The 18,828-nt window shown below is 61.0% G+C and carries 20 protein-coding genes; 5 read left to right on the forward strand and 15 right to left on the reverse strand.

Features of this window, described 5'->3' with window-relative positions; translation table 11 throughout:
- Positions 1-220: 220 nt before the first annotated feature.
- The 3 genes from AO065_RS21975 to AO065_RS21985 all read right to left on the reverse strand — a co-directional run bounded on the left by AO065_RS21975 (position 221) and on the right by AO065_RS21985 (position 2,232).
- Positions 221-1,186: a L,D-transpeptidase family protein gene (locus AO065_RS21975; RefSeq protein ID WP_004887746.1), complete on the reverse strand. Its 966-nt coding sequence runs from the start codon at positions 1,184-1,186 to the stop codon at positions 221-223.
- A gap of 102 nt (positions 1,187-1,288) precedes the next feature.
- Complete coding sequence (locus tag AO065_RS21980; protein WP_004887744.1) at positions 1,289-1,570, reverse strand: hypothetical protein; 282 nt, start codon at positions 1,568-1,570, stop codon at positions 1,289-1,291.
- A gap of 56 nt (positions 1,571-1,626) precedes the next feature.
- On the reverse strand, positions 1,627-2,232 hold the full coding sequence (locus tag AO065_RS21985; protein ID WP_004887742.1) for an arylesterase: 606 nt from the start codon (positions 2,230-2,232) through the stop codon (positions 1,627-1,629).
- A 10-nt stretch (positions 2,233-2,242) separates the two neighbouring features.
- Here AO065_RS21985 and AO065_RS21990 point away from each other — a divergent pair, with 10 nt between their 5' ends.
- On the forward strand, positions 2,243-2,926 hold the full coding sequence (locus tag AO065_RS21990; protein ID WP_004887741.1) for an ABC transporter ATP-binding protein: 684 nt from the start codon (positions 2,243-2,245) through the stop codon (positions 2,924-2,926).
- Entirely contained in the window at positions 2,926-5,442 is a 2,517-nt protein-coding gene (locus AO065_RS21995; RefSeq protein WP_004887739.1) for an ABC transporter permease, read from the forward strand. The genes AO065_RS21990 and AO065_RS21995 overlap by 1 nt, the downstream gene beginning before the upstream one ends.
- 185 nt (positions 5,443-5,627) lie before the next feature.
- On the opposite strand, the gene greB is transcribed toward AO065_RS21995, so the two are convergent.
- The 5 genes from greB to AO065_RS22020 all read right to left on the reverse strand — a co-directional run bounded on the left by greB (position 5,628) and on the right by AO065_RS22020 (position 9,094).
- Positions 5,628-6,101, reverse strand: a complete 474-nt coding sequence (greB, locus tag AO065_RS22000) for a transcription elongation factor GreB (RefSeq protein WP_004887737.1) — start codon at positions 6,099-6,101, stop codon at positions 5,628-5,630.
- A 47-nt stretch (positions 6,102-6,148) separates the two neighbouring features.
- Entirely contained in the window at positions 6,149-6,478 is a 330-nt protein-coding gene (locus tag AO065_RS22005; RefSeq protein ID WP_004887736.1) for a hypothetical protein, read from the reverse strand.
- Between the two features lie 80 nt (positions 6,479-6,558).
- Positions 6,559-6,867, reverse strand: coding sequence for a hypothetical protein (locus AO065_RS22010; protein WP_004887734.1), 309 nt, complete (start codon positions 6,865-6,867; stop codon positions 6,559-6,561).
- A gap of 244 nt (positions 6,868-7,111) precedes the next feature.
- Positions 7,112-7,546: a DoxX family protein gene (locus AO065_RS22015; protein ID WP_004887732.1), complete on the reverse strand. Its 435-nt coding sequence runs from the start codon at positions 7,544-7,546 to the stop codon at positions 7,112-7,114.
- Positions 7,547-7,657: 111 nt separating this feature from the next.
- A complete protein-coding gene (locus tag AO065_RS22020; RefSeq protein WP_004887730.1) occupies positions 7,658-9,094 on the reverse strand; it encodes an MltF family protein in 1,437 nt (478 codons plus the stop codon).
- A gap of 174 nt (positions 9,095-9,268) precedes the next feature.
- Between AO065_RS22020 and AO065_RS22025 the strand changes: the two genes are divergently transcribed.
- The 3 genes from AO065_RS22025 (at position 9,269) to AO065_RS22035 (ending at position 11,974) form a co-directional block, all read left to right on the forward strand.
- Positions 9,269-10,105: a TatD family hydrolase gene (locus AO065_RS22025; protein WP_004887728.1), complete on the forward strand. Its 837-nt coding sequence runs from the start codon at positions 9,269-9,271 to the stop codon at positions 10,103-10,105.
- A gap of 84 nt (positions 10,106-10,189) precedes the next feature.
- Positions 10,190-11,494: a methyl-accepting chemotaxis protein gene (locus AO065_RS22030; RefSeq protein WP_004887726.1), complete on the forward strand. Its 1,305-nt coding sequence runs from the start codon at positions 10,190-10,192 to the stop codon at positions 11,492-11,494.
- Positions 11,495-11,611: 117 nt separating this feature from the next.
- On the forward strand, positions 11,612-11,974 hold the full coding sequence (locus AO065_RS22035; protein ID WP_004887723.1) for an Mpo1-like protein: 363 nt from the start codon (positions 11,612-11,614) through the stop codon (positions 11,972-11,974).
- A gap of 246 nt (positions 11,975-12,220) precedes the next feature.
- On the opposite strand, the gene AO065_RS22040 is transcribed toward AO065_RS22035, so the two are convergent.
- The 7 genes from AO065_RS22040 to AO065_RS27130 form a co-directional block, all read right to left on the reverse strand.
- The gene (locus AO065_RS22040) at positions 12,221-13,018 is read right to left on the reverse strand and encodes an acyl-CoA thioesterase (RefSeq protein WP_004887721.1); all 798 of its coding nucleotides are present in this window, start codon (positions 13,016-13,018) and stop codon (positions 12,221-12,223) included.
- Between the two features lie 135 nt (positions 13,019-13,153).
- Positions 13,154-13,915, reverse strand: a complete 762-nt coding sequence (locus AO065_RS22045; protein ID WP_004887719.1) for a CHAD domain-containing protein — start codon at positions 13,913-13,915, stop codon at positions 13,154-13,156.
- Positions 13,916-13,934: 19 nt separating this feature from the next.
- A complete protein-coding gene (locus AO065_RS22050; RefSeq protein ID WP_004887717.1) occupies positions 13,935-15,938 on the reverse strand; it encodes a transglutaminase TgpA family protein in 2,004 nt (667 codons plus the stop codon).
- Positions 15,935-16,891: a DUF58 domain-containing protein gene (locus tag AO065_RS22055; RefSeq protein ID WP_004887714.1), complete on the reverse strand. Its 957-nt coding sequence runs from the start codon at positions 16,889-16,891 to the stop codon at positions 15,935-15,937. Before AO065_RS22055 ends, AO065_RS22050 begins: the two co-directional genes overlap by 4 nt.
- Positions 16,888-17,805 carry an AAA family ATPase gene (locus AO065_RS22060; protein WP_004887712.1) on the reverse strand — a complete coding sequence of 306 codons (918 nt, stop codon included), beginning with the start codon at positions 17,803-17,805 and terminating at the stop codon, positions 16,888-16,890. The genes AO065_RS22055 and AO065_RS22060 overlap by 4 nt, the downstream gene beginning before the upstream one ends.
- 198 nt (positions 17,806-18,003) lie before the next feature.
- A complete protein-coding gene (locus AO065_RS22065) occupies positions 18,004-18,282 on the reverse strand; it encodes a hypothetical protein (RefSeq protein ID WP_004887711.1) in 279 nt (92 codons plus the stop codon).
- Positions 18,283-18,379: 97 nt separating this feature from the next.
- The gene (locus tag AO065_RS27130; RefSeq protein ID WP_155737755.1) at positions 18,380-18,526 is read right to left on the reverse strand and encodes a hypothetical protein; all 147 of its coding nucleotides are present in this window, start codon (positions 18,524-18,526) and stop codon (positions 18,380-18,382) included.
- Positions 18,527-18,828: the final 302 nt, after the last annotated feature.

The following is an 18,828-nucleotide window of genomic DNA, read 5'->3' on the forward strand; positions in this document are numbered from 1 at the left end:
GTCCGTGCCATTTGTGAGGCGGAGCGTCACGGATGCATGCCCACGCGGAGCGATGGGCATGATCGGTGTAGGATGATGATCGTTGATCGTTGATCGTTCTCACTCCAGCGTGGTAACGCCGCCCGGGACGCTCCGCGTCCGCTCTCGAATGTGGCGCAGATCATCTTGGGCTGCGTGCCCACGCGGATGGGCACGATCATAAAAGGTAGCGCGCTTCAAATTACTGAAAAACCACCGGCGCATCAGCCGCAGCAGGAGCCGTGCCCGGCACTGCGATCTCTACCGGCATACCGTCTTCAGCCGCAACCACATCACGTACCAGATCCCAGTTCATGCGCAGGTTGTTGGCCAGATCGTCACGCTTGAGCAAGGCGTTGATGACCGCCGTGTGCTTGTCGACCACCGACGGATTGCCCAGATCGTCCACCGGCGTGTGCGCTTCCAGATAGACCTTGCCGCCGCTCAAACCGAACTTGTAGGGCTCGCTGATAATGCGCACCGTAGTGCCGACGGGTGCCATGTCGGCCAGTTCCAGCACGTTGTTGTTGTACATGCGGAAGCAGCCGTGGCTGGTGCGCATGCCGATACCGAATTTCTTGTTCGAACCGTGGATCAGGTAACCGGACATCCCGAGCCCGAACTTGAACGGCCCCAGCGGGTTGTCCGGGCCTGCCGGAACCACGTTGGGCAGCGGGTCACCATCGGCGGCGTGTTCGGCCTTGATCGATGCCGGTGGCGTCCACGTCGGGTTCGGAGTCTTGGCCGTCACCTTGGTGACGCCGATCGGCGAACCCCAGCCCTCACGACCTACACCCAGCGGATAGGTGTGCACGACGTTCTGCCCTTTCGGGTAGTAATACATGCGGTACTCGGCCAGGTTGATGACGATCCCTTCACGCGGACCCGGCGGTAGGATGAAACGGGTCGGCAGCACGATGTCCTTGCCTGCCCCCGGCAACCACGGATCGACACCGGGGTTGGCCGCGATCATTTCCAGGTAGCCCAGATCGTACTGGGTGCCGATGTCAGCGAAGGTGTCTTCGTATTTGGCCTTGATGACCTGAACCTGCCCGACAATGTCCTCGCCGGGTGGCGGCAACGGAAACTCCAGTGCATGAACGGAGCTCGCCGCGCAGAGAGCAGCAAGTGACAGACAGCGGGCAACGGCTGGAATGCGCGACAACATCCGGGAAGATCCTTCGAGTAACGGCGATATGGGAAAGATTCGAAGTGTACACCCGCACCCGGCGATTCGGGGAGATCGGCAGGGGTGAATACGCTGACAAGGTTACAGTTCAGGCCAGATCGGGTTCATGCCGCGCCGCTGGGCATCGAGAATGGCCTTGCACAGCGGACAAAGACGTTCGTCACGCAGGGCATCGGTTTCGACCGCCGTCATGTGCGGTTGAGCGGGTAGCAAAGTGCCGCACAAGGTACGGTCGATCGAGCCGCCCAGTTCCAGTTGACGAGCAATCAGATGCACCCGCACTTCCTGGCACGCGAACAGATCCAGCTGTTCATCAGGCTCAAGCATTTGATAGGCATACAGGGACCAGGCGGGACGCGGCATGGGGGGCTCCAGATCGGGGGCGCCACATTAGCCGAAAGCTCCCGCCTGGAAAAGCCTCAAAGCAGCGGTTTCAGCGTCGGCCAGACATTTTCCAGCAGTTTTCCCTGCGCAGCGGCCGCGGGATGAAGACCATCGGCCTGCATCAACTGCGGAACACCCCCGACGCCCTCCAGAAAGAAGGGTACAAACGGGACCTTTTTCTCTTCGGCCAGATTGCTGTAGACCTCTTCGAAGGCCTTGGTATAGCGCGGGCCATAGTTGGGCGGGATCCGCATACCCAACAACAGCACCTTCGCACCGGCTGCGCGAGAGCTGTCGATCATCGACGAAAGGTTTTGTTGCAATTGAGCAGGCAACTGGCCACGCAGGCCGTCGTTGCCACCCAGTTCGAGAATAACCAGCTCAGGCTTATGCTCTGCAAGCAGCGCAGGCAGCCGCGCCTGGCCTCCGGCACTGGTGTCGCCACTGATCGACGCATTGATCACCTTGTCGTCGAAACCCTGCTCCTTGAGCCGCTTCTCCAGCAACGTGACCCACCCCACGCGGGTATCCAGGCCGAAAGCCGCGCTGATACTATCCCCAACGATCAACACCGTGCCCGCCACTGCGCCCTGTGACAGCAGCAGCAACCCCAGGCCAGCACTTAAAAACCACGCACGCATCGGATTCTCCATGAGTGAAAGTATTCTCAGTGCCCAAAGCCTCAGTAAAGTGGTCCCCAGCACCGAAGGTGACCTGACTATCCTGCACGAACTCTCCCTGGAACTAAACAAGGGCGACACACTGGCCATCGTCGGTTCATCGGGTTCGGGCAAGTCCACGCTGCTCGGCCTGCTCGCCGGCCTCGACCTGCCCAGCGCAGGTTCGGTCATCCTCGCCGGTCGCAACCTGAGTGAGCTGGATGAAGACCAGCGCGCCCGGGTACGTGCCGAACACGTCGGCTTTGTCTTCCAGTCGTTCCAGTTGCTCGACAGCCTCAACGCGCTGGAAAACGTCATGCTGCCCATGGAACTGGAGGGCCGCCGCGACGCCCGCGAGCAGGCACGCGATCTGCTGCAGCGGGTCGGTCTGGGCCAACGCCTGACCCACACCCCGCGTCAGCTGTCCGGCGGTGAACAACAGCGTGTTGCCATCGCTCGCGCCTTCGCCGCCCATCCCGACGTATTGTTTGCCGACGAACCCACCGGCAACCTGGACAGCCACACGGGCGAGCGTATCAGCGACCTATTGTTCGAACTGAACAAGGAGCGCAACACGACGCTGGTGCTGGTCACCCACGACGAGCGTCTGGCCCATCGCTGCCGACGCCTGATCCGTCTTGAAGGGGGCCGCCTGGTCGCCCCGCTGGAGCCTTGATGGCACGCCTGCCTTTTGTTCGTCTGCTGAGCCTCGCTGCCCGCCAATTGTTGCGCGATGCACGCGCAGGCGAATTGCGGGTGCTGTTTTTTGCCTTGCTGGTGGCCGTGGCCGCCAGCACTGCCATCGGCTATTTCGGTGCACGCCTGAACGGCGCAATGCTGCTGCGCGCCACCGAATTCCTGGGGGCCGATCTGATTCTGGAGGGTTCCAGCCCCGCCCGCCCGGAACAGGTACAGGAAGGTGAGCGGCTGCAACTCAAGCATGCGCAGATCGTGATTTTCTCCAGCGTCATCGCCACGGACGCAGGCATACAGTTGTCGAGCATCAAAGCGGTTGACGACGCTTATCCGCTGCGCGGCGAGCTGAAAAGCGCGCCCGAGCTGTACCAGACCGAAGAGGCAGGCAGCGGACCGAAACCCGGTGAAGCCTGGGCTGAGGCGCGGCTGTTTCCTGCCGTGAACCTGAAGATTGGCGACGACATCGACGTCGGTGCCAAGACGTTGAAACTGACCCGCGTGCTCACCGACGAGCCGGACCGCGCCGGTAATTTCTACAGCCTTACCCCACGGGTGATGATCAACCTGCAGGACCTTGCCGCCACTGGCGTGGTGCAGCCCGGCAGTCGGGTCAGCTATCGGGAAATGTGGAGCGGTCCGCCGGAAACGCTCGCCGCCTATCGCAAGGCCATCGAGCCGGGTCTGGAACCGCATCAGGAAATCAAGGATGCCCGCGACGGCAGCCAACAGATTGGCGGTGCGCTGGGCAAGGCGGAACGCTATCTGAATATGGCCAGTCTGGTCGCTGTACTGCTGGCGGGTGTTGCGGTTGCGCTGTCGGCATCACGCTTCGCTGCACGACGCTTCGACGCCAGCGCGCTGCTGCGCTGCCTGGGTCTGTCGCGAGGCGAAGCAATGGCGTTGTTCAGTCTGCAACTGGCGATCATCGGTCTGCTGGCGAGCCTGAGCGGTGCAATGCTTGGCTGGCTGGCGCAACTGGGGCTGTTCGCGCTGCTGCAAAATCTCTTGCCTGCAACCGTGCCGCCGGGCGGCTTGCTGCCCGCGCTGGCTGGCATGGGTACAGGTCTGGTCGCACTGGCCGGTTTTGCCTTGCCGCCGCTGGCGGCGCTGGGTCGCGTTCCGCCGCTGCGTGTGTTGCGCCGGGACATGCTGCCCATCCCTGCCAGTTCGTGGCTGGTGTATGGCGCCGCGCTGTTGGCGCTGGGCCTGATCATGTGGCGCCTGAGCCTGGATCTGGTGCTGACCTTCGCCTTGCTGGGGGGTGGCATCGTCGCGGCGCTGGTGCTTGGCAGTCTTTTGCTGCTGGGGCTCAAGAGTCTGCGGCGCCTGCTGTCAGGCGCCTCATTGCCGTGGCGCCTGGGTCTCGGCCAACTGCTGCGTTACCCTTTGGCGGCTGCCGGTCAATCGCTGGCCTTCGGCCTGATTCTGCTGTCGATGGGCTTGATCGCGCTGCTGCGTGGCGAATTGCTCGACACTTGGCAGAACCAGCTGCCCAAGGATGCGCCCAACTATTTCGTGCTGAATGTGCTGCCTTCGGAGAAAGAGAACTTCGCGCAGGCCATGAGCAAGCTGTCCACTCATTCGGCGCCACTGTATCCGGTGGTGCCGGGACGCCTGACCAGTATCAACGGTGAGCCGGTGGGCAATTTCGTCACCAAGGACTCACGCGGCGAGAACGCGACCCGGCGCGACCTGAGCCTGACCTGGGCTGCCGACTTGCCTGAAGGCAACACGCTGACCGCCGGACAATGGTGGAAAGACCTGCCCGCAACCGGCCAGGCCGATACCACGCCCGGCGTATCAATCGAAACCAAACTCGCCGAGAGCCTGCAGATCAAGCTGGGGGATCGCCTGAGCTTCATCGTTGGCGGCCTCACCCGCGAAGCCGTCGTCACCAGCCTGCGAGACGTGAATTGGGATACGTTCCAGCCCAACTTTTTCATGATCTTCCAGCCCGGCACACTGGCCGATCTGCCGACCACTTACCTGACCAGTTTTTACCTGCCCAAGGGTCAGGACAAGCAGATCGTCGAGCTGTCGCGGGCCTTCCCGGCCATCAGCATCCTGGGCGTGGAAGCGCTGCTGGAGCAGGTGCGCAGCATCCTCGATCAGGTCACGCTGGCCGTGCAGTTCGTCTTGCTGTTTGTACTGGCCGCCGGTGTTGCCGTGCTGTTCTCGGGCTTGCAGGCGACGCTGGACGAGCGCATCCGTCAGGGCGCTCTGCTGCGTGCCCTGGGTGCAGAGCGGGCATTGCTGATCAAGTCACGCAGGATCGAGTTTGGCCTGCTGGGCGCTGCGAGCGGACTGCTGGCGGGGCTGGGCTGTGAGCTGGTGAGCTTTGTGCTGTACCGCTACGCCTTCTCGCTGGAATGGAGCCCGCATCCGTGGCTGTTGCTGCTGCCGCTGATTGGCGCACTGCTGGTGGGCGGTGCCGGTGTGTTCGGCACACGCCGCGCGCTGAATGCCAGCCCGTTGACCGTGTTGCGGGAGGGTTGATTGCAAGCGTGAACGCAGTAAACACTGTGGGAAGCGGCTTGCCGGCGATTGGGTTTTTCAGGCGCTATTCAGCGACTGAATTGACGCCATCGCCGGCAAGCCGCCTCCCACGAATTGTGCTTCTTCAGAAAGAGACGTGTTGCTTGAAAAGATCCCGCAGCGTCTTCGCGAGCGGGATACTGTCCTCACTGCTCATAAACAATACTGTTCACGAACCACAGTTTCTCGCCCTCGGGCGTGTTGACGATCACTTCGTCGCCCTCTTCCTTCTTCAACAACGCCCGCGCCATCGGAGAGTCGATGGAGATATAGTCGTTGCGACCATAAATCTCGTCGTAGCCCACGATGCGAAATTTCTTCAGGTCGCCGTCTTCGTTCTCGATCTCGACCCAGGCACCGAAGAACACCCGCCCTTCCTGCTCGGGCGAGTACTGCACCACGCGCATGTCTTCCAGACGCTTGCGCAGGTAGCGCACGCGACGGTCGATTTCGCGCAGCAGCTTCTTGTTGTACTGATAGTCTGCATTTTCGCTGCGGTCCCCCAGAGAGGCCGCCCAGGCGACCTTCTGGGTGATGTCGGGACGATGCTCGCGCCAGAGATAGTCGAGTTCTTTTTTAAGGGCATCATGCCCCTGCTTAGTGATGATCTTTGTACTCAAGACGTTCCTCCATAAACACAAACATCAACGCGACAGGGGTCATGGCATTATCGGCGCGCCACCTCGTGGCGGATGCAGCCGTCGTAATAAATCTGCCTGACGCTGTCGGGCTTGAGACGCGAGTCGCTGTCGTAAGTCTGCTCGGTAATGCCCAGCGCCATCGGACGCATCCACTGTTTGGTGAACTTGCGCGCCTGAAGCTTTTGCCGCGCACCATAGCGGGTGACACCTGAAAGCTTCGCCGCTTGCGCACCACTCGCAATGGTCGAACCCCAGCGACAGAGGTAACGTTCGCCTTCAGTAGCGTTTCGGGCCTGGGCAGACAATGCAACGCCCGACAGCGTCAGGCAAGCCAGAGCACAATAAACCAATCGCATGCAGACACCACACCTAATCCTTTGATAAGGCGGCGATTCTGCCTGTCAGGCGAAGCGGCGGGGGCCAGCATAATGCCTTCTCAACCGAAGGTGATCAAACCCTGCCGGGCCACCCGGGTGAGGTCGCGAATCACCTGCTCGACCTGCTCTGCATCCGGTGACTGAATCACTGCCAGATCGAACTGATCATTGGCGAAATGGCTGAGCGGCTGGTGAGCGTCAACAAACTGGATGAGAAAGGCACAGGAGCCGCCACGGCGACGCGGCCAGCCGTCCAGGTAACGCAGCAGCGTCGGCTGATGGGAACCGGCGAGAAGGATTTTCGGATTCTTGCGCGTCAGCACAGTGCTGATCGGGGACAGACGAAGAAGCGGGCGCAGGTTGTTCATGGTTTTGTCTCTGCCTCAAAAGCTCCGCTGGGCAGCGGTGAGAGGCAACACCGAACCAACGTTTTAGCGGTATTTCGACAAGGTTCGAGCCTTGTCAGGCGCCCCGCAAGTAGTTGTTAAATCGGCGCTTGAGCACGCATCCTAGAGAAGCCCGCCCTTCATTGTCAATTACCTTGCCCTACAATCCTGTTTAAACGCAAAAGGCCCACTTTCACGTGGGCCTTCAGTCTGGAACCAGCAGCGGTTATCGAGCGATGAGGCGGTCCAGTGACAGCTTGCCTGCGCCTTCGATCAACACAGCCAGCGCGCCACCCAGCAAGGCGAGCGCATATTCAAAACCGTTGTTGGCCATGAAGAAGCCGTTGCCGATGTGCACGGTGAAAATCGCCACCAGCAGCAACACGGTCACCAATGCAGCCGCCGGGCGGGCCAGCAGGCCGACCAGCAGACCCAGACCACCGAAGAACTCGGCACCGCCGGACAGCAGGGCCATCAGATAGCCGGGCGTCAGGCCCAGGCTTTCCATGTACTGCGCGGTGCCTTCCAGACCATAGCCACCAAACGCGCCGAACAGCTTCTGGCTGCCGTGCGCGATGAAGGCGATCCCGACAATGACACGCAGGATGGTCAGGCCGTAACCGGCGCGGGTGGTGAGTACGGATTTGATCAGGCTGTTCATGCGGGTGAGTTCCATCGTTGATTAAGTGGGAGTGGCGCCATCATAATCAAAATGACTCATGTGAAAACGGCAATAAATGGCACATACCTATCGAATTGTTCGATTAACGCCTCACCGTTGACTTCCCTGAGCCTTCCTTTCCAGCGCATCGCGCTGACGGTCGAAGGCCAGGTAGTACTTGTTGACGCTGTTGACGAAGGTCACGACGTTGGCACCGCCCTGCTCCATCGCGATGCGCTCGGTCTGAAAGAACCATTGATTGGGATTGAGCCCACGCTTGCGCGCCTCATCACGCATACTCTGAACCCGTTCCGGCCCCATGTTGTAAGCGGCCATGGTGAACGCCATGCGCTCACGCTCGTTGACCCTGGGGCTGGAAAAATACTTGCGCTTGATCGACGCCATATAGCGTGATCCGGCGCGGATATTGTCATCGGCATTCTGGATATTCGAGACACCGACGCTTTTCGCCGCCGAGGGCGTGATCTGCAGCAGTCCCGTTGCGCCACCACTGCCTTTCGCAGAAGGGTCGAGCTTGGATTCCTTGAACGCCAGCGCAGCCAGATCGAGCCAGTCCATACCTTGCGCGTCAGCGTGGCGTTGCAGCATGGGACGCAACTGTTCCAGGCGCTGAATGTTGCCGCGCACCAACGGGTTGTCGACCCGGTACATGTTCTTGTAGGCCTTTTCAAAGGCCACATCCTGACGGCTGGACGGTTTGTAGTCTTTGAGGAAATCATTGACGCTGGCACGCAGCACGGTGGCGTTATCGCGTACGAACCAGCTCACATCGCCATGGGTTTTCAGGGAAAGCCCGCGATCCAGACGCAGTTTCGGCATGACTCCCGCCCAGCGCTCGGCAATCGGTTGCTCGACCATCGTCATCGGGTAGATGCCGGCCTGTACCATCTCCAGCACGTCTTCGACGGCGAGGCTGGGATCAACCCATTCGATCTTCACCGGCGGCAGCTTGCGCAGCTCCAGTTGCCGATTGACCTGATGCAGGGCTTCATCTGCGGCGCTGCCGGCGGCCAGACTGAGGGTCCGACCGGACAACTGCTCCACCCGCCGCAGGCTGCGATCACCGCGCAGGCCAACGAGCACCAGGGGCACATCATGAATGATCGGATTGCTGGCCTGAACGCCCTTGGCGTCGCTCACATCGAGCAGTTCGCCGGGAGAGATCAAATCACCTTCGCCGCGCTGCAGAGCGCTGAGCAGTTGGTTCTTGGCCTTGGGAATGACTTTGAACGTGACCTTCTGCCCGTCGCGGGCATGGCTGTTGAGGTAGCGCTCGAAGGCTTCCAGACGGTGATACTCGACACCGATTTCCTGCCCCTTCACATCGCCGGAACTGTTACGGCTCTGATTGACCAGCACGCGCAGCACCTTGCTGCTGCGGATAGCGGCCAGATCGCGTACAGGCGGCGAATGCGGTGCAGCGACCACAGGCCCGGCAGACGTGACCGGACGTGCAGACACTTCACCCGAGAAGGTCGTCAGAAGCGGCAGAAGGCAGGCAATGGACACAAGCGCGGATCGGATCATTCATTCCCCAGTGGCATCGCCGTAACAGGAAAAAGGAACTCTGGAAGTCACGCAGCAGCATCAACATTGAAGAAAAGCATCGAGTCCTTGAGCTCAACCGTTTGAATAGCCAGCGTTTTCTTGTTTTTACCGAAGCTCTGATATGCTCGGCAGCCTTGCGCTGGAGGTAGCACCATGCAACTCATCGACATTGGCGTCAATCTGACTAACGCCAGCTTCGCTTCGCAGCGACAGGCGGTACTCGACCGTGCCTACGCTGCAGGCGTTGATCAACTGGTGGTGACAGGCACCAGCGTCGAAGGCAGCGAAGAAGCCTTGCAGCTGTGTCTGGAACTGGACGACAGCGCGCAGCGACTGTTCTGCACGGCAGGCATACACCCTCACTCGGCGAGCGATTGGACCGGCGACACCGAGAAACAGTTGCATGCCCTGCTCAAGGAAAACCGCGTGCGTGCCGTCGGTGAATGCGGGCTTGATTTCAATCGCGACTTCTCCCCTCGCCCGCAACAGGAGAAAGTGCTGGAAGCGCACCTGGCCATGGCTGTGGAACTGCAACTGCCGGTGTTCCTGCACGAGCGCGACGCCAATCAGCGAATGCTGGAAATCCTGCGCGATTACCGCGACCGTTTGCCTGCGGCAGTGGTGCATTGCTTCACTGGCGAGCGGGCTGCGCTGTTCAGCTATCTGGACCTGGACCTGCACATCGGTATCACTGGCTGGATCTGCGACGAGCGCCGTGGCACCCATCTGCACCCGCTGGTGGGTAACATTCCCCGCGGCCGACTGATGCTGGAAAGCGACGCGCCGTATCTGCTGCCGCGCAGCCTGCGGCCCAAACCGAAAAACGGTCGCAACGAACCCGCTTATCTGCCCGAAGTGCTGCGCGAAGTGGCGCTGCATCGAGGCGAGTCACAGGAGGATCTGGCGCGTCACAGCACAGCGTGTGCCCGTGAGTTCTTTGGCTTGCCAGTCGTGGAACAGGCCGCCGACGAAAATCCGCAGTTTTCTTGATCCGCGTCAAAGGTCGCGTCGATGACCGGAATACAGTGATGGCACCTTGCTGCTGTTTCTACCGATCATCGAAGAAGACCCCTCATGCGCTCATGGCTTGGCAACCTGTCACTCAAGTACAAATTCTGGGCGGTAAACGCGGTCGCGTTCATCACCACCCTGTTGCTGGTGCTGTATGCCGTGCATCTGGAGCAGCAGTCGCGTGAGGAATCGGCGCACAACGCTGCGCAACTGATTGCCCAATGGCCCGCTACCCAACCACTGCCTGCCAGCGGCGCAGCGCTCATCCATGCGCCGACCTTTACCGATGTACTTGAACAGCATTTTGCTCACTACGCCCTGGCCGTGTTTGTCCTGATGATTGTGATGCTCGGCGCTTCGCAGTTACTGATCCGTTTTCTGCTCAGCCAGCTCAACACGCTGAAAGACGTCATGCTGCATGTCGAACAGAGCGGTGACCTTTCGGCGCGCGTACCCAACCGCAGTGACGACGAAGTCGGGCAGATGGCCAAGGCGTTCAATGCGTTGCAGGCCGGGTATCAGCGTGTGGTTGCCACAGTGTCGCAGACCGCCATCCGGCTCGATCAGGGAGCCGCGCATCTGGCGTCCGGCATGACCGAGGTGCGTCACGGCATGCTGGGCCAGCAGAGTGAAACCGATCAGGTCGCCACGGCCATCAACGAGATGACCGCCACCGTGCACCACATCGCTCAGCACGCCACCACCACGCGTGATCAGTCACAGACCGCCGATGCATTGGCAGGCAGCGGCAAGGCGGTGGTGGACCGGGTGCAGGTATCGATTGCCGGTCTGTCCAGCGGCGTGCAGCAGACCGCCGAAATGATCCAGCGCATGGCCGCCGACAGCCAGAAGATCAATGGCGTGGTCAATGTGATCCATAGCATTGCCGAACAGACCAACCTGCTGGCGCTCAATGCGGCTATCGAAGCGGCGCGAGCCGGTGAGATGGGACGTGGCTTTGCCGTGGTGGCTGACGAAGTTCGCAACCTTGCCAAGCGTGTACAGACGTCCACCGACGAAATCACCACCATGGTTTCAGCCCTGCAAAGCGGTACACGCGACGCGGTGGATTTCATGCAGGACAGCTCGTATAAGGCCGATGAATGCGTGCAGCAGGCCCGTGAAGCAGGTGAGGCATTGGCGGCGATCGCTGGCGCCGTGGCGCAGATGCGTGAAAGCAATACGCAGATCGCAGTGGCCGCTCAGCAACAGAGGCAGGTTGCGGAAGAGATGAACCGGGCGGTGGTGAGCATTCGCGACGTGACAGAACGCACCGTGACCCAGACCGTGGACTCAGCCAATACCAGCGGCGAACTCGCGATACTGGCGGGCGAACTTAACACCGCCATCGGCCAACTCAAGCTGTAAGCGGTTGTCTGTAAACGCTATCACACCGATAGTCAGGCTTGACTCGCGGCCTGTCGGGGTCGGGCCTATTCTTCATGCATTGAAACATGCGTTGAATGCATTGAAGAGGACAGCAGTATGGGCAAGCGACTTCCCAATTTACACACATGGCAGTGGCGCGGTTACGCAGACAATCATCGGCATCCGGCGAATCTGGTGTTGCACCTGATCGCCGTTCCTCTGTTCATCCTGGCAGCGTTGTTGATCGTTGACGGGCTGTTTTCACTCAGCGTCTCGTCGATTGCCATCGGCATCATCGGACTGGTTGCGGCGCTGGCTTTTCAGCGTCACGGCCACACGCTGGAACAGCAGTCACCTGAACCGTTCAGTGATCGCAACGATGCGGTCAAACGCCTGCTCGTCGAGCAATTCGTGACCTTCCCGCGCTTCGTGCTAAGTGGTGCATGGTGGCGGGCCTGGAAGGAGCGGCATCGGCGGTAGCGTTAACAGCCTGGTCTTACAGCAAAGCACGGACTGTGGAAGATGCCCTGTGTCCTTGGCACAGCGCTGTCTTGCAGCAAATACGGGATCGTGGGAGGCGGCTTGCCGGCGATGCAGTCGCCACGGTACGTCAGGAACATCGCGTCATCGTTCATCGCCAGCAAGCCGCCTCCCACGAAAACGTGTTCACTCAGCAGACTACGTGTAGTTTGATAACAGACGGCCTGCGTCGTCTGACCATGCTGGTCAGCCAAACACCGTAACCGTCTGACGACTAATCGCGATCAACTCACCCTCAGGTGTCCACATCGCGGCAGCGGTGTGCCCGTAGCCGTCACGCGCATGTTCGATCACCGCGCGGTAGCTGCACCATTGCAGGGTATCGAGCACCGGCTGTGGCTGCACGAACTCGATGGTCCAGGTCAGCGAGCTGCCGGGCGCAGGTCTGTTCAGGTGTGGCAGCACCGCAGGCGGCCAGGTATCGACCAGCGCCAGAATATGCGCCTCGGTCATCGGCTCCGATTGCGAGGTATCTCTGAAGCGTGCGTAACCGCCAACGGCGGGTGATGGTGTGTTGCTGAATGGCAGACCACCCAGCGCCCAGCGAATCTCCATGAAACGCAGGTACTCCGGCATGATGCCGCTGACAAAGGGCAGCTCGGGGCATGCGTCGACCGGTTTGAGGTCGGGCGCAGCTTCTGCCTTGACCGAGATCATCGACTCCCGTGAAGCGCCGAAACTGCCTTGCATCAGCGTCATGACCTGACCGTTCTGCACCGCGCGACCGAGCACCTGACTCACCGCCTTGCCATGCCGCAGGATTTCGACTTCGAACGAAATCGGCACGCCAGGTTCTGCAGGACCGACAAAGGTGATCGCCAGTGAACGCACAGGTCGCCCTTCAGGCACCTGGGCGCGCATGGCCTCGTAGTTCAACGCTGACATGAGACCGCCGAAGCAGGCCCGGCCCTGGGACCATTCGGCAGGAATGGTGACGGAACCGGGGTTGTCACGTACTGCGGCGATCAATTCGGAGAAGGTCATGGGCGTCCCTGCGGGATTCGATGTGAGTAGGGATGATGGTACTCATCCCCCTCCTCACTGACATGCTACATATCGGCCATTATTGCGGCCTGAATGACCTGTTTACCGTAGGAAAAGACTTCATAAAGCCAGCGTTCAGAAACAGGCCTTCGCCAGACGCTTCAGCGATGCCTCGGCCTTGCGCTCGGCCCGCACGATCCCGATCTGCCAACCGGCAATGCACGGTGCCAGATCAGGTTGTTCGCCGGCCTGCGCGAGCCATTGCAGATGGTCGTGCCAGTCACCCAGTTCGCTCTGCGCTGACTTGAGGCGAGCCTGCATGTTCTTGGGTTGATGGCTCAGTTCCGGGTACGCCTCGGCGGCGTAACGCACACGCTTGATCAACAGGCGCAGGTCGTGGCGATCATGATCCGGCTCGGCAATCGCGGTGCGCAGTTTGCGCCACTGTTTGTCCATACGTTTCTCGATGGTCTTGCGCAGACCGCGTAACAGGCCCTGGCGTTGCTGCATGCGCAGCATCGTCGGAAACTGGTCGATCAAGGTCAGCAATCGGGTCAGCTCGCTGGACTTTGCCACGCGTGGGCAGGCGCTGCTCAGATGATCGTGACGTTTACGGGCGGCGTCGCTGAGGCCTTGCTTGTCGAGGAATGCAGCCAGGACCTGCATGTCACGCAACGGCGTGGTCAACTGGCCCACTGCCTTGGCGGCGTCTTCCAATTGCGTAGCGCCGGAAAACTCGCGCAGCGGCCTCAACACACTCCGAAGACGGCGCACGGTGGTGCGCAGATCATGCAGCGCTTCACTGTCGGTCGAGACGGCCAGGCGTGCCTGACAGGCAAGCAGTTTGACGTCCAGCGCCAGGATTTCAGCGACCAGATGATCCACCATTGAAGACATGCAATTCCCCCTTAAAAATTCAAGAATGACTGTTTCGGGACGACGAGAATCGCCATGGCAAACGACGACGCAACACTCTGAGACGGCTTCGCAAATGGCTTGCGGAACCCGAATGTCCGGCATAGCGCTGCGCCTGGAACTCGTCGATAAAGGCGCCGATGGCCTCGGCGTGCTGCGGCAGAAACAGCGCGGCACGAGCACCGAACGCCTCGGCACCTTCGCCCGGCATACGACGCAGACCATGGCGAGCGAGCAAGCGTTCAAAGGCATTGAACAATCGCAGCTGTGAATCGCCTTCCCGCTGCCACGGTTTGAACAGCCACAAGGCAACCAGTCCCAGCGAAAGCGCGATCCCGGCGACGAACACCGGTGCCTGGAAACCCGAGAACCAGCGGCTCAGTACCTGCAGTTGCTGCTGGCCCTGATAACCCAGCACCCAGCGTTGCCAGCCGTAATTGAGGTTGTCCCAGCTCAGGCGCATCGCGTTGATCCAGGGCACGTGTCGATAGCGCAAGGCAGACATGGGCGAGTCCTGAAGAAAGTCCTCATCAGCGGCCAGCGCCTGTTCCAGTCCCTGCTCGATGCGTTGCGGCGCGACGGCGGCAGTCGGATCGACACTGCGCCAGCCAACGTCCGGCTGCCAGTATTCAACCCAGGCATGCGCGTCGAACTGGCGCACGGTCAGGTACCGCCCCTCGGGATTGAGTTCGCCGCCCTGATACCCCGCCACCACGCGCGCGGGAATCCCGGCTGAACGCAGCACGAAGGTCATCGCCCCGGCGTAGTGGGCGCAAAAGCCCCGGCGGCTGGAAAACAGGAATTCGTCGATGCTGTCGTTGCCCAGCGAGTCGGGCTTGAGGGTGTAGTGAAACGGCTGGTCGGCAAAGTACCTCAGCATGGCCTGCACCCGCTCATCGGGCCTGGCGTAACGACGTCGCAGCTCCTCGGCCCATTGCCTGGCTTGCGGGTTGCCCTTGGCGGGCAGTTGCAGGTCCTGGCGCTGAATCTGCTCGCTGAGCTGCGAATCGCGCACGCTGTCCGGCCACGACGTGACGCTGTACAACAACGACTGCTCGACCGGGCGCCTGCGCTGCAAGCGAAAATCACTCATCTGACGCACATCGGACAGCGGGGTTTCGCCGATGTCCAGACTCGGCAGCCAGGGTCGGCCGCTGGCCTCCATGACGACGCTGTAGGCCACCGGTTCACCGCGCTTCTGCCATTGCGGCACCTGCACGGTCTGGGCGCGTGCCGACTGCGACCAGCGTCGGCCGTCAAACTGTTCCAGTGTCAGACCGCGCCAGTACAACTGGTTGCGCGCAGGTATCGCCCCTTCGAAACTGGCGCGAAACACCAGCGCGGGCGAGCGGCTCAGCTCGGCCATGTCGCCGGGGGCCATGTTGTCGGAAAGCCCGGTGACCCCTTTGTTGCTGGGCTGCGGCAGCGACCAGAGCGGATCCAGACGTGGAAAGAACAGAAACAGCAGAATCATCAGCGGCACGGCTTGCGCCATCAGCTTGAATGCCAGCTTCAGAGTGCCCGAAGGCTTGCTCGCCAGATCCGATTGCTGCAGGCCGATCAGGGCCGCCAGCAGCGCACCGATCGGCAGCAGGCTGAACAGCGCCCACAGCAGGTTATCTTCGAACAGATAGCAAACCGCCACGCAGAAGAAACCGAGAAAGATCAGTATCCTTGCATCGCGGTGCGTATTCATTTCCAGCATCTTCAGCACAAACGCTGCAACCAGCAGCGCCGCGCCTGCATCCAGCCCCACCAGACTGCCACGCGCCAGATAAACCCCTCCGGCCGTGCCGACCAGCAATCCGGACTTGACCCAGGTCCCAGGCAAACGCACACGCATGCGAAACGCCTGGACCCGCCAGAGGCTGCAGCCCAGCCACAGCACCACGATCGAAGCCGGTACGTGCAACGCAAACGGCACCACCACCAGAGCCTGCGCCAGCAGCAGCCAGGTCAGGCTGACCCGGGGAATCGGTTGGCTCACCGCCGTTTTGGTCGTCATGGCCGTTGCCCGTACAAGGCCAGCGCACGCAGGCAGGCTTCCCGATGCGCATCGCCGACGTCCACGCCGGACAAAAAGCCTGGCAGGCGCAACGCAAACGGCTGGCGGCGCTCAGAGAGTTCCAGCACCCAGTAGCACAGGCGCGACAGACGTTCTTCGATATTGCCGCCCAACGCCAGAAAATCCAGACACAGCTCATGCCCGCTCAGATCAGTGAACTCCTTGACCAGCAGGCCCTGCCCTCGCGAATAGGCTTTCCAGTGCAGCCGTCCACGATTGTCGCCCGGCTGGTAGCTGCGCAATCCCTGATAGTCATCCACGCCTGCGCCCTGAGTCGCGTGGCCGTCATCTTCTGCATGGGGCTGCACGCCATTCAGCAACGGCATGGTGCCCGCCAACGGACGCGGATAGATGAGCGCCGTCTGCTCCAGATCCAGCCAGGTCCAGGCACGAAAAACACCCAGCGGAAACACACTTTCCACCCGCAGTCGAGGCGCGCGCAGCCAGCCTCGACGCTCAGCAGACAGTGTCAACTCGACCTCGGTCAGTCCCTGGGCGCTGACGTCGCCATGTTGCAGGCTGCCCGCCTCCCAGCCCAGCCCGAGCGCCTGATGGGCATGGTTTGCGCTTTCAAGGCGCAGACGCAACTGCACGGCCTCACCGACAAACACCGAGCGGGCCGGTCCGGCACTGAGGATCAGCCCGCTCAGGTTGCGGTAGGTATGCAGAATCGCCAGCACCCCGACCGACAACAGCAGGAAGGTCAGGCCGTAAGCCAGGCTGTTCTGATAGTTGATTGCAACGAGCAGCATCAGGACCAGCACGACCATGAAGGTGATGCCCGTGCGCGTCGGCAGGATGAAGATGCGTCGATGATCGAGCACGATGCGCGACGCCGCAGGAATGCGTCTTGCCAGCCAGCGTTGCCAGAACGGTTTGAGCGGCGGAATCAAAGCACCGGCACCTCACGCAACAGCCATTGCACCAGCGCCCCGCCACCATGCCCGGTCGGATCGGTGCGTTCACGCAGGCGATGCCCCACCACCGACGGCAGCACTGACTGCACGTCCTCCGGGATCACATAATCACGGCCCGTCAGCATGGCCCAGGCCCGCGCCGCCGCCAGAATCGCCAAACTGGCACGCGGCGACAGGCCGTAAGCGAACTGCGGCTGGCTGCGGGTCGCATCCACCAGACGCAGCACATAATCGACCAGCGCATCGCTGGCGCGAACCTGACGCGCCTCGGCCTGCAACTGGCCGAGCATGGCGTGATCGAGTATCGGCTGCAGGCGCGGCAACAGCTCACGGCGCGACTCGCCCAGCAGCAGCGCCTTCTCGGCAGCGCGTGCGGGATAACCCATGGAGATGCGCATCAGAAAGCGGTCCAGTTGCGACTCGGGCAAGGCGAACGTCCCCCCGGAACTGAACGGGTTCTGGGTGGCGATCACGAAAAACGGATCCGGCAACAGGCGGGTCGCCCCTTCGATGGACACCTGCCCTTCTTCCATCGCCTCCAGCAGCGCGCTCTGGCTCTTGGGCGTGGCGCGGTTGATTTCGTCTGCAAGCACCAGCTCGGCGAAGATCGGCCCCGGATGGAAGGTGAATTGCCCGGTGTCGCGATCGAACACCGAGGTGCCAAGAATGTCGCCCGGCAACAGGTCAGACGTGAACTGGATGCGCTGATAGCTCAGACCCAGAATCTTCGCCAACGCGTGACTGAGCGTGGTTTTGCCCATGCCGGGCAAGTCTTCGATCAGCAGATGTCCGCCGCCAATCAGGCAGGTCATCGCCAGACGCACCTGTGCTTCCTTGCCCAACACCACCTCATTGATGGCGCTCAGGCATGCATCGAGTCTTTTGCCCATTGATACGCCTCCCCGGCAACTGCTTTATGGCTGGTCATGCATGACCAAGGATGCCAAACGTATGATCACTTTACGGTTAGCGTAGGCCGTTTCACCAGAGGGAGTGGGGAATTGCTGAAGAGCGAGTAGGGATTTGCTCAGGAGGGGCTGAAACGAGGACGGGCAAGCACACGTGATGTGCCTGCCCGTGGGGAACGATCAACGACCGGCGCGCGACTCACGAATGTAGAAACGGGCCTTTTCGGACTTCTCGGTGCAACCTTCGAATGCTTCGAATTGCTGCTGGGTCTTGGCGCCTGTCAACAGCGAGAGGGCCTTGGAGTAACTGACGGTTCCGGCAAAGCCCTCGGCCTTGGCCAGATCAAGCTCATGCCAGGCCGCATCGATTTGCGTGGCACAGCTGTCCCGATACCCGGTCTTGCCAGCACAACCTGCAAGAACCACGATGAACAATGGCAGACAGATCCAGGCTTTCATGGGGTGTTACCTCAAGTAGAAATAGAATTGTGCGGCTTTGACGGCGATATTGGCTGAAAGTGCCGTCATGCACGGGTTCAAGGGTAACTGTTTTCGTTTAAGTGCGTGGGTTCATCGCACATTGCTGTTCAGTGGGAGGCGCCACCACGTCTTCGACGTAGCGCTGTCGCGCAGCAAACACCGGACCGTAGGAGCGCGCTTGCCCGCGATAGGTTCTTACAGGCAGAAAATCAGTGACTGACATGACGCAATCGCGGGCAAGCGCGCTCCTACAAAAAATCGCGTTTCTTCAGTGGCTTACAGGTTGTTTGATAAGAGGGTTCACCGTTATCGAATAAGCGCCATGCTCAGGTTTCGAAATCGGAGCGTCCTGAGCGGCATTCCCACGCAGGAGTGAAGGAACGATCCGAGCCCCGACGCTGATCGTGCCCATCGCTCCGCGTGGGCATGCCGCCCGTGACGCTCCGCGTCACAAATGGCACAGATTGCGGACTCAGTGAGCCGAGCGCATGGCTCCAGTCACCTTTTCGCCCCTCGGCGACCTAC

The organism is Pseudomonas viridiflava, assembly GCF_001642795.1.
Taxonomy (GTDB): domain Bacteria; phylum Pseudomonadota; class Gammaproteobacteria; order Pseudomonadales; family Pseudomonadaceae; genus Aquipseudomonas; species Aquipseudomonas viridiflava.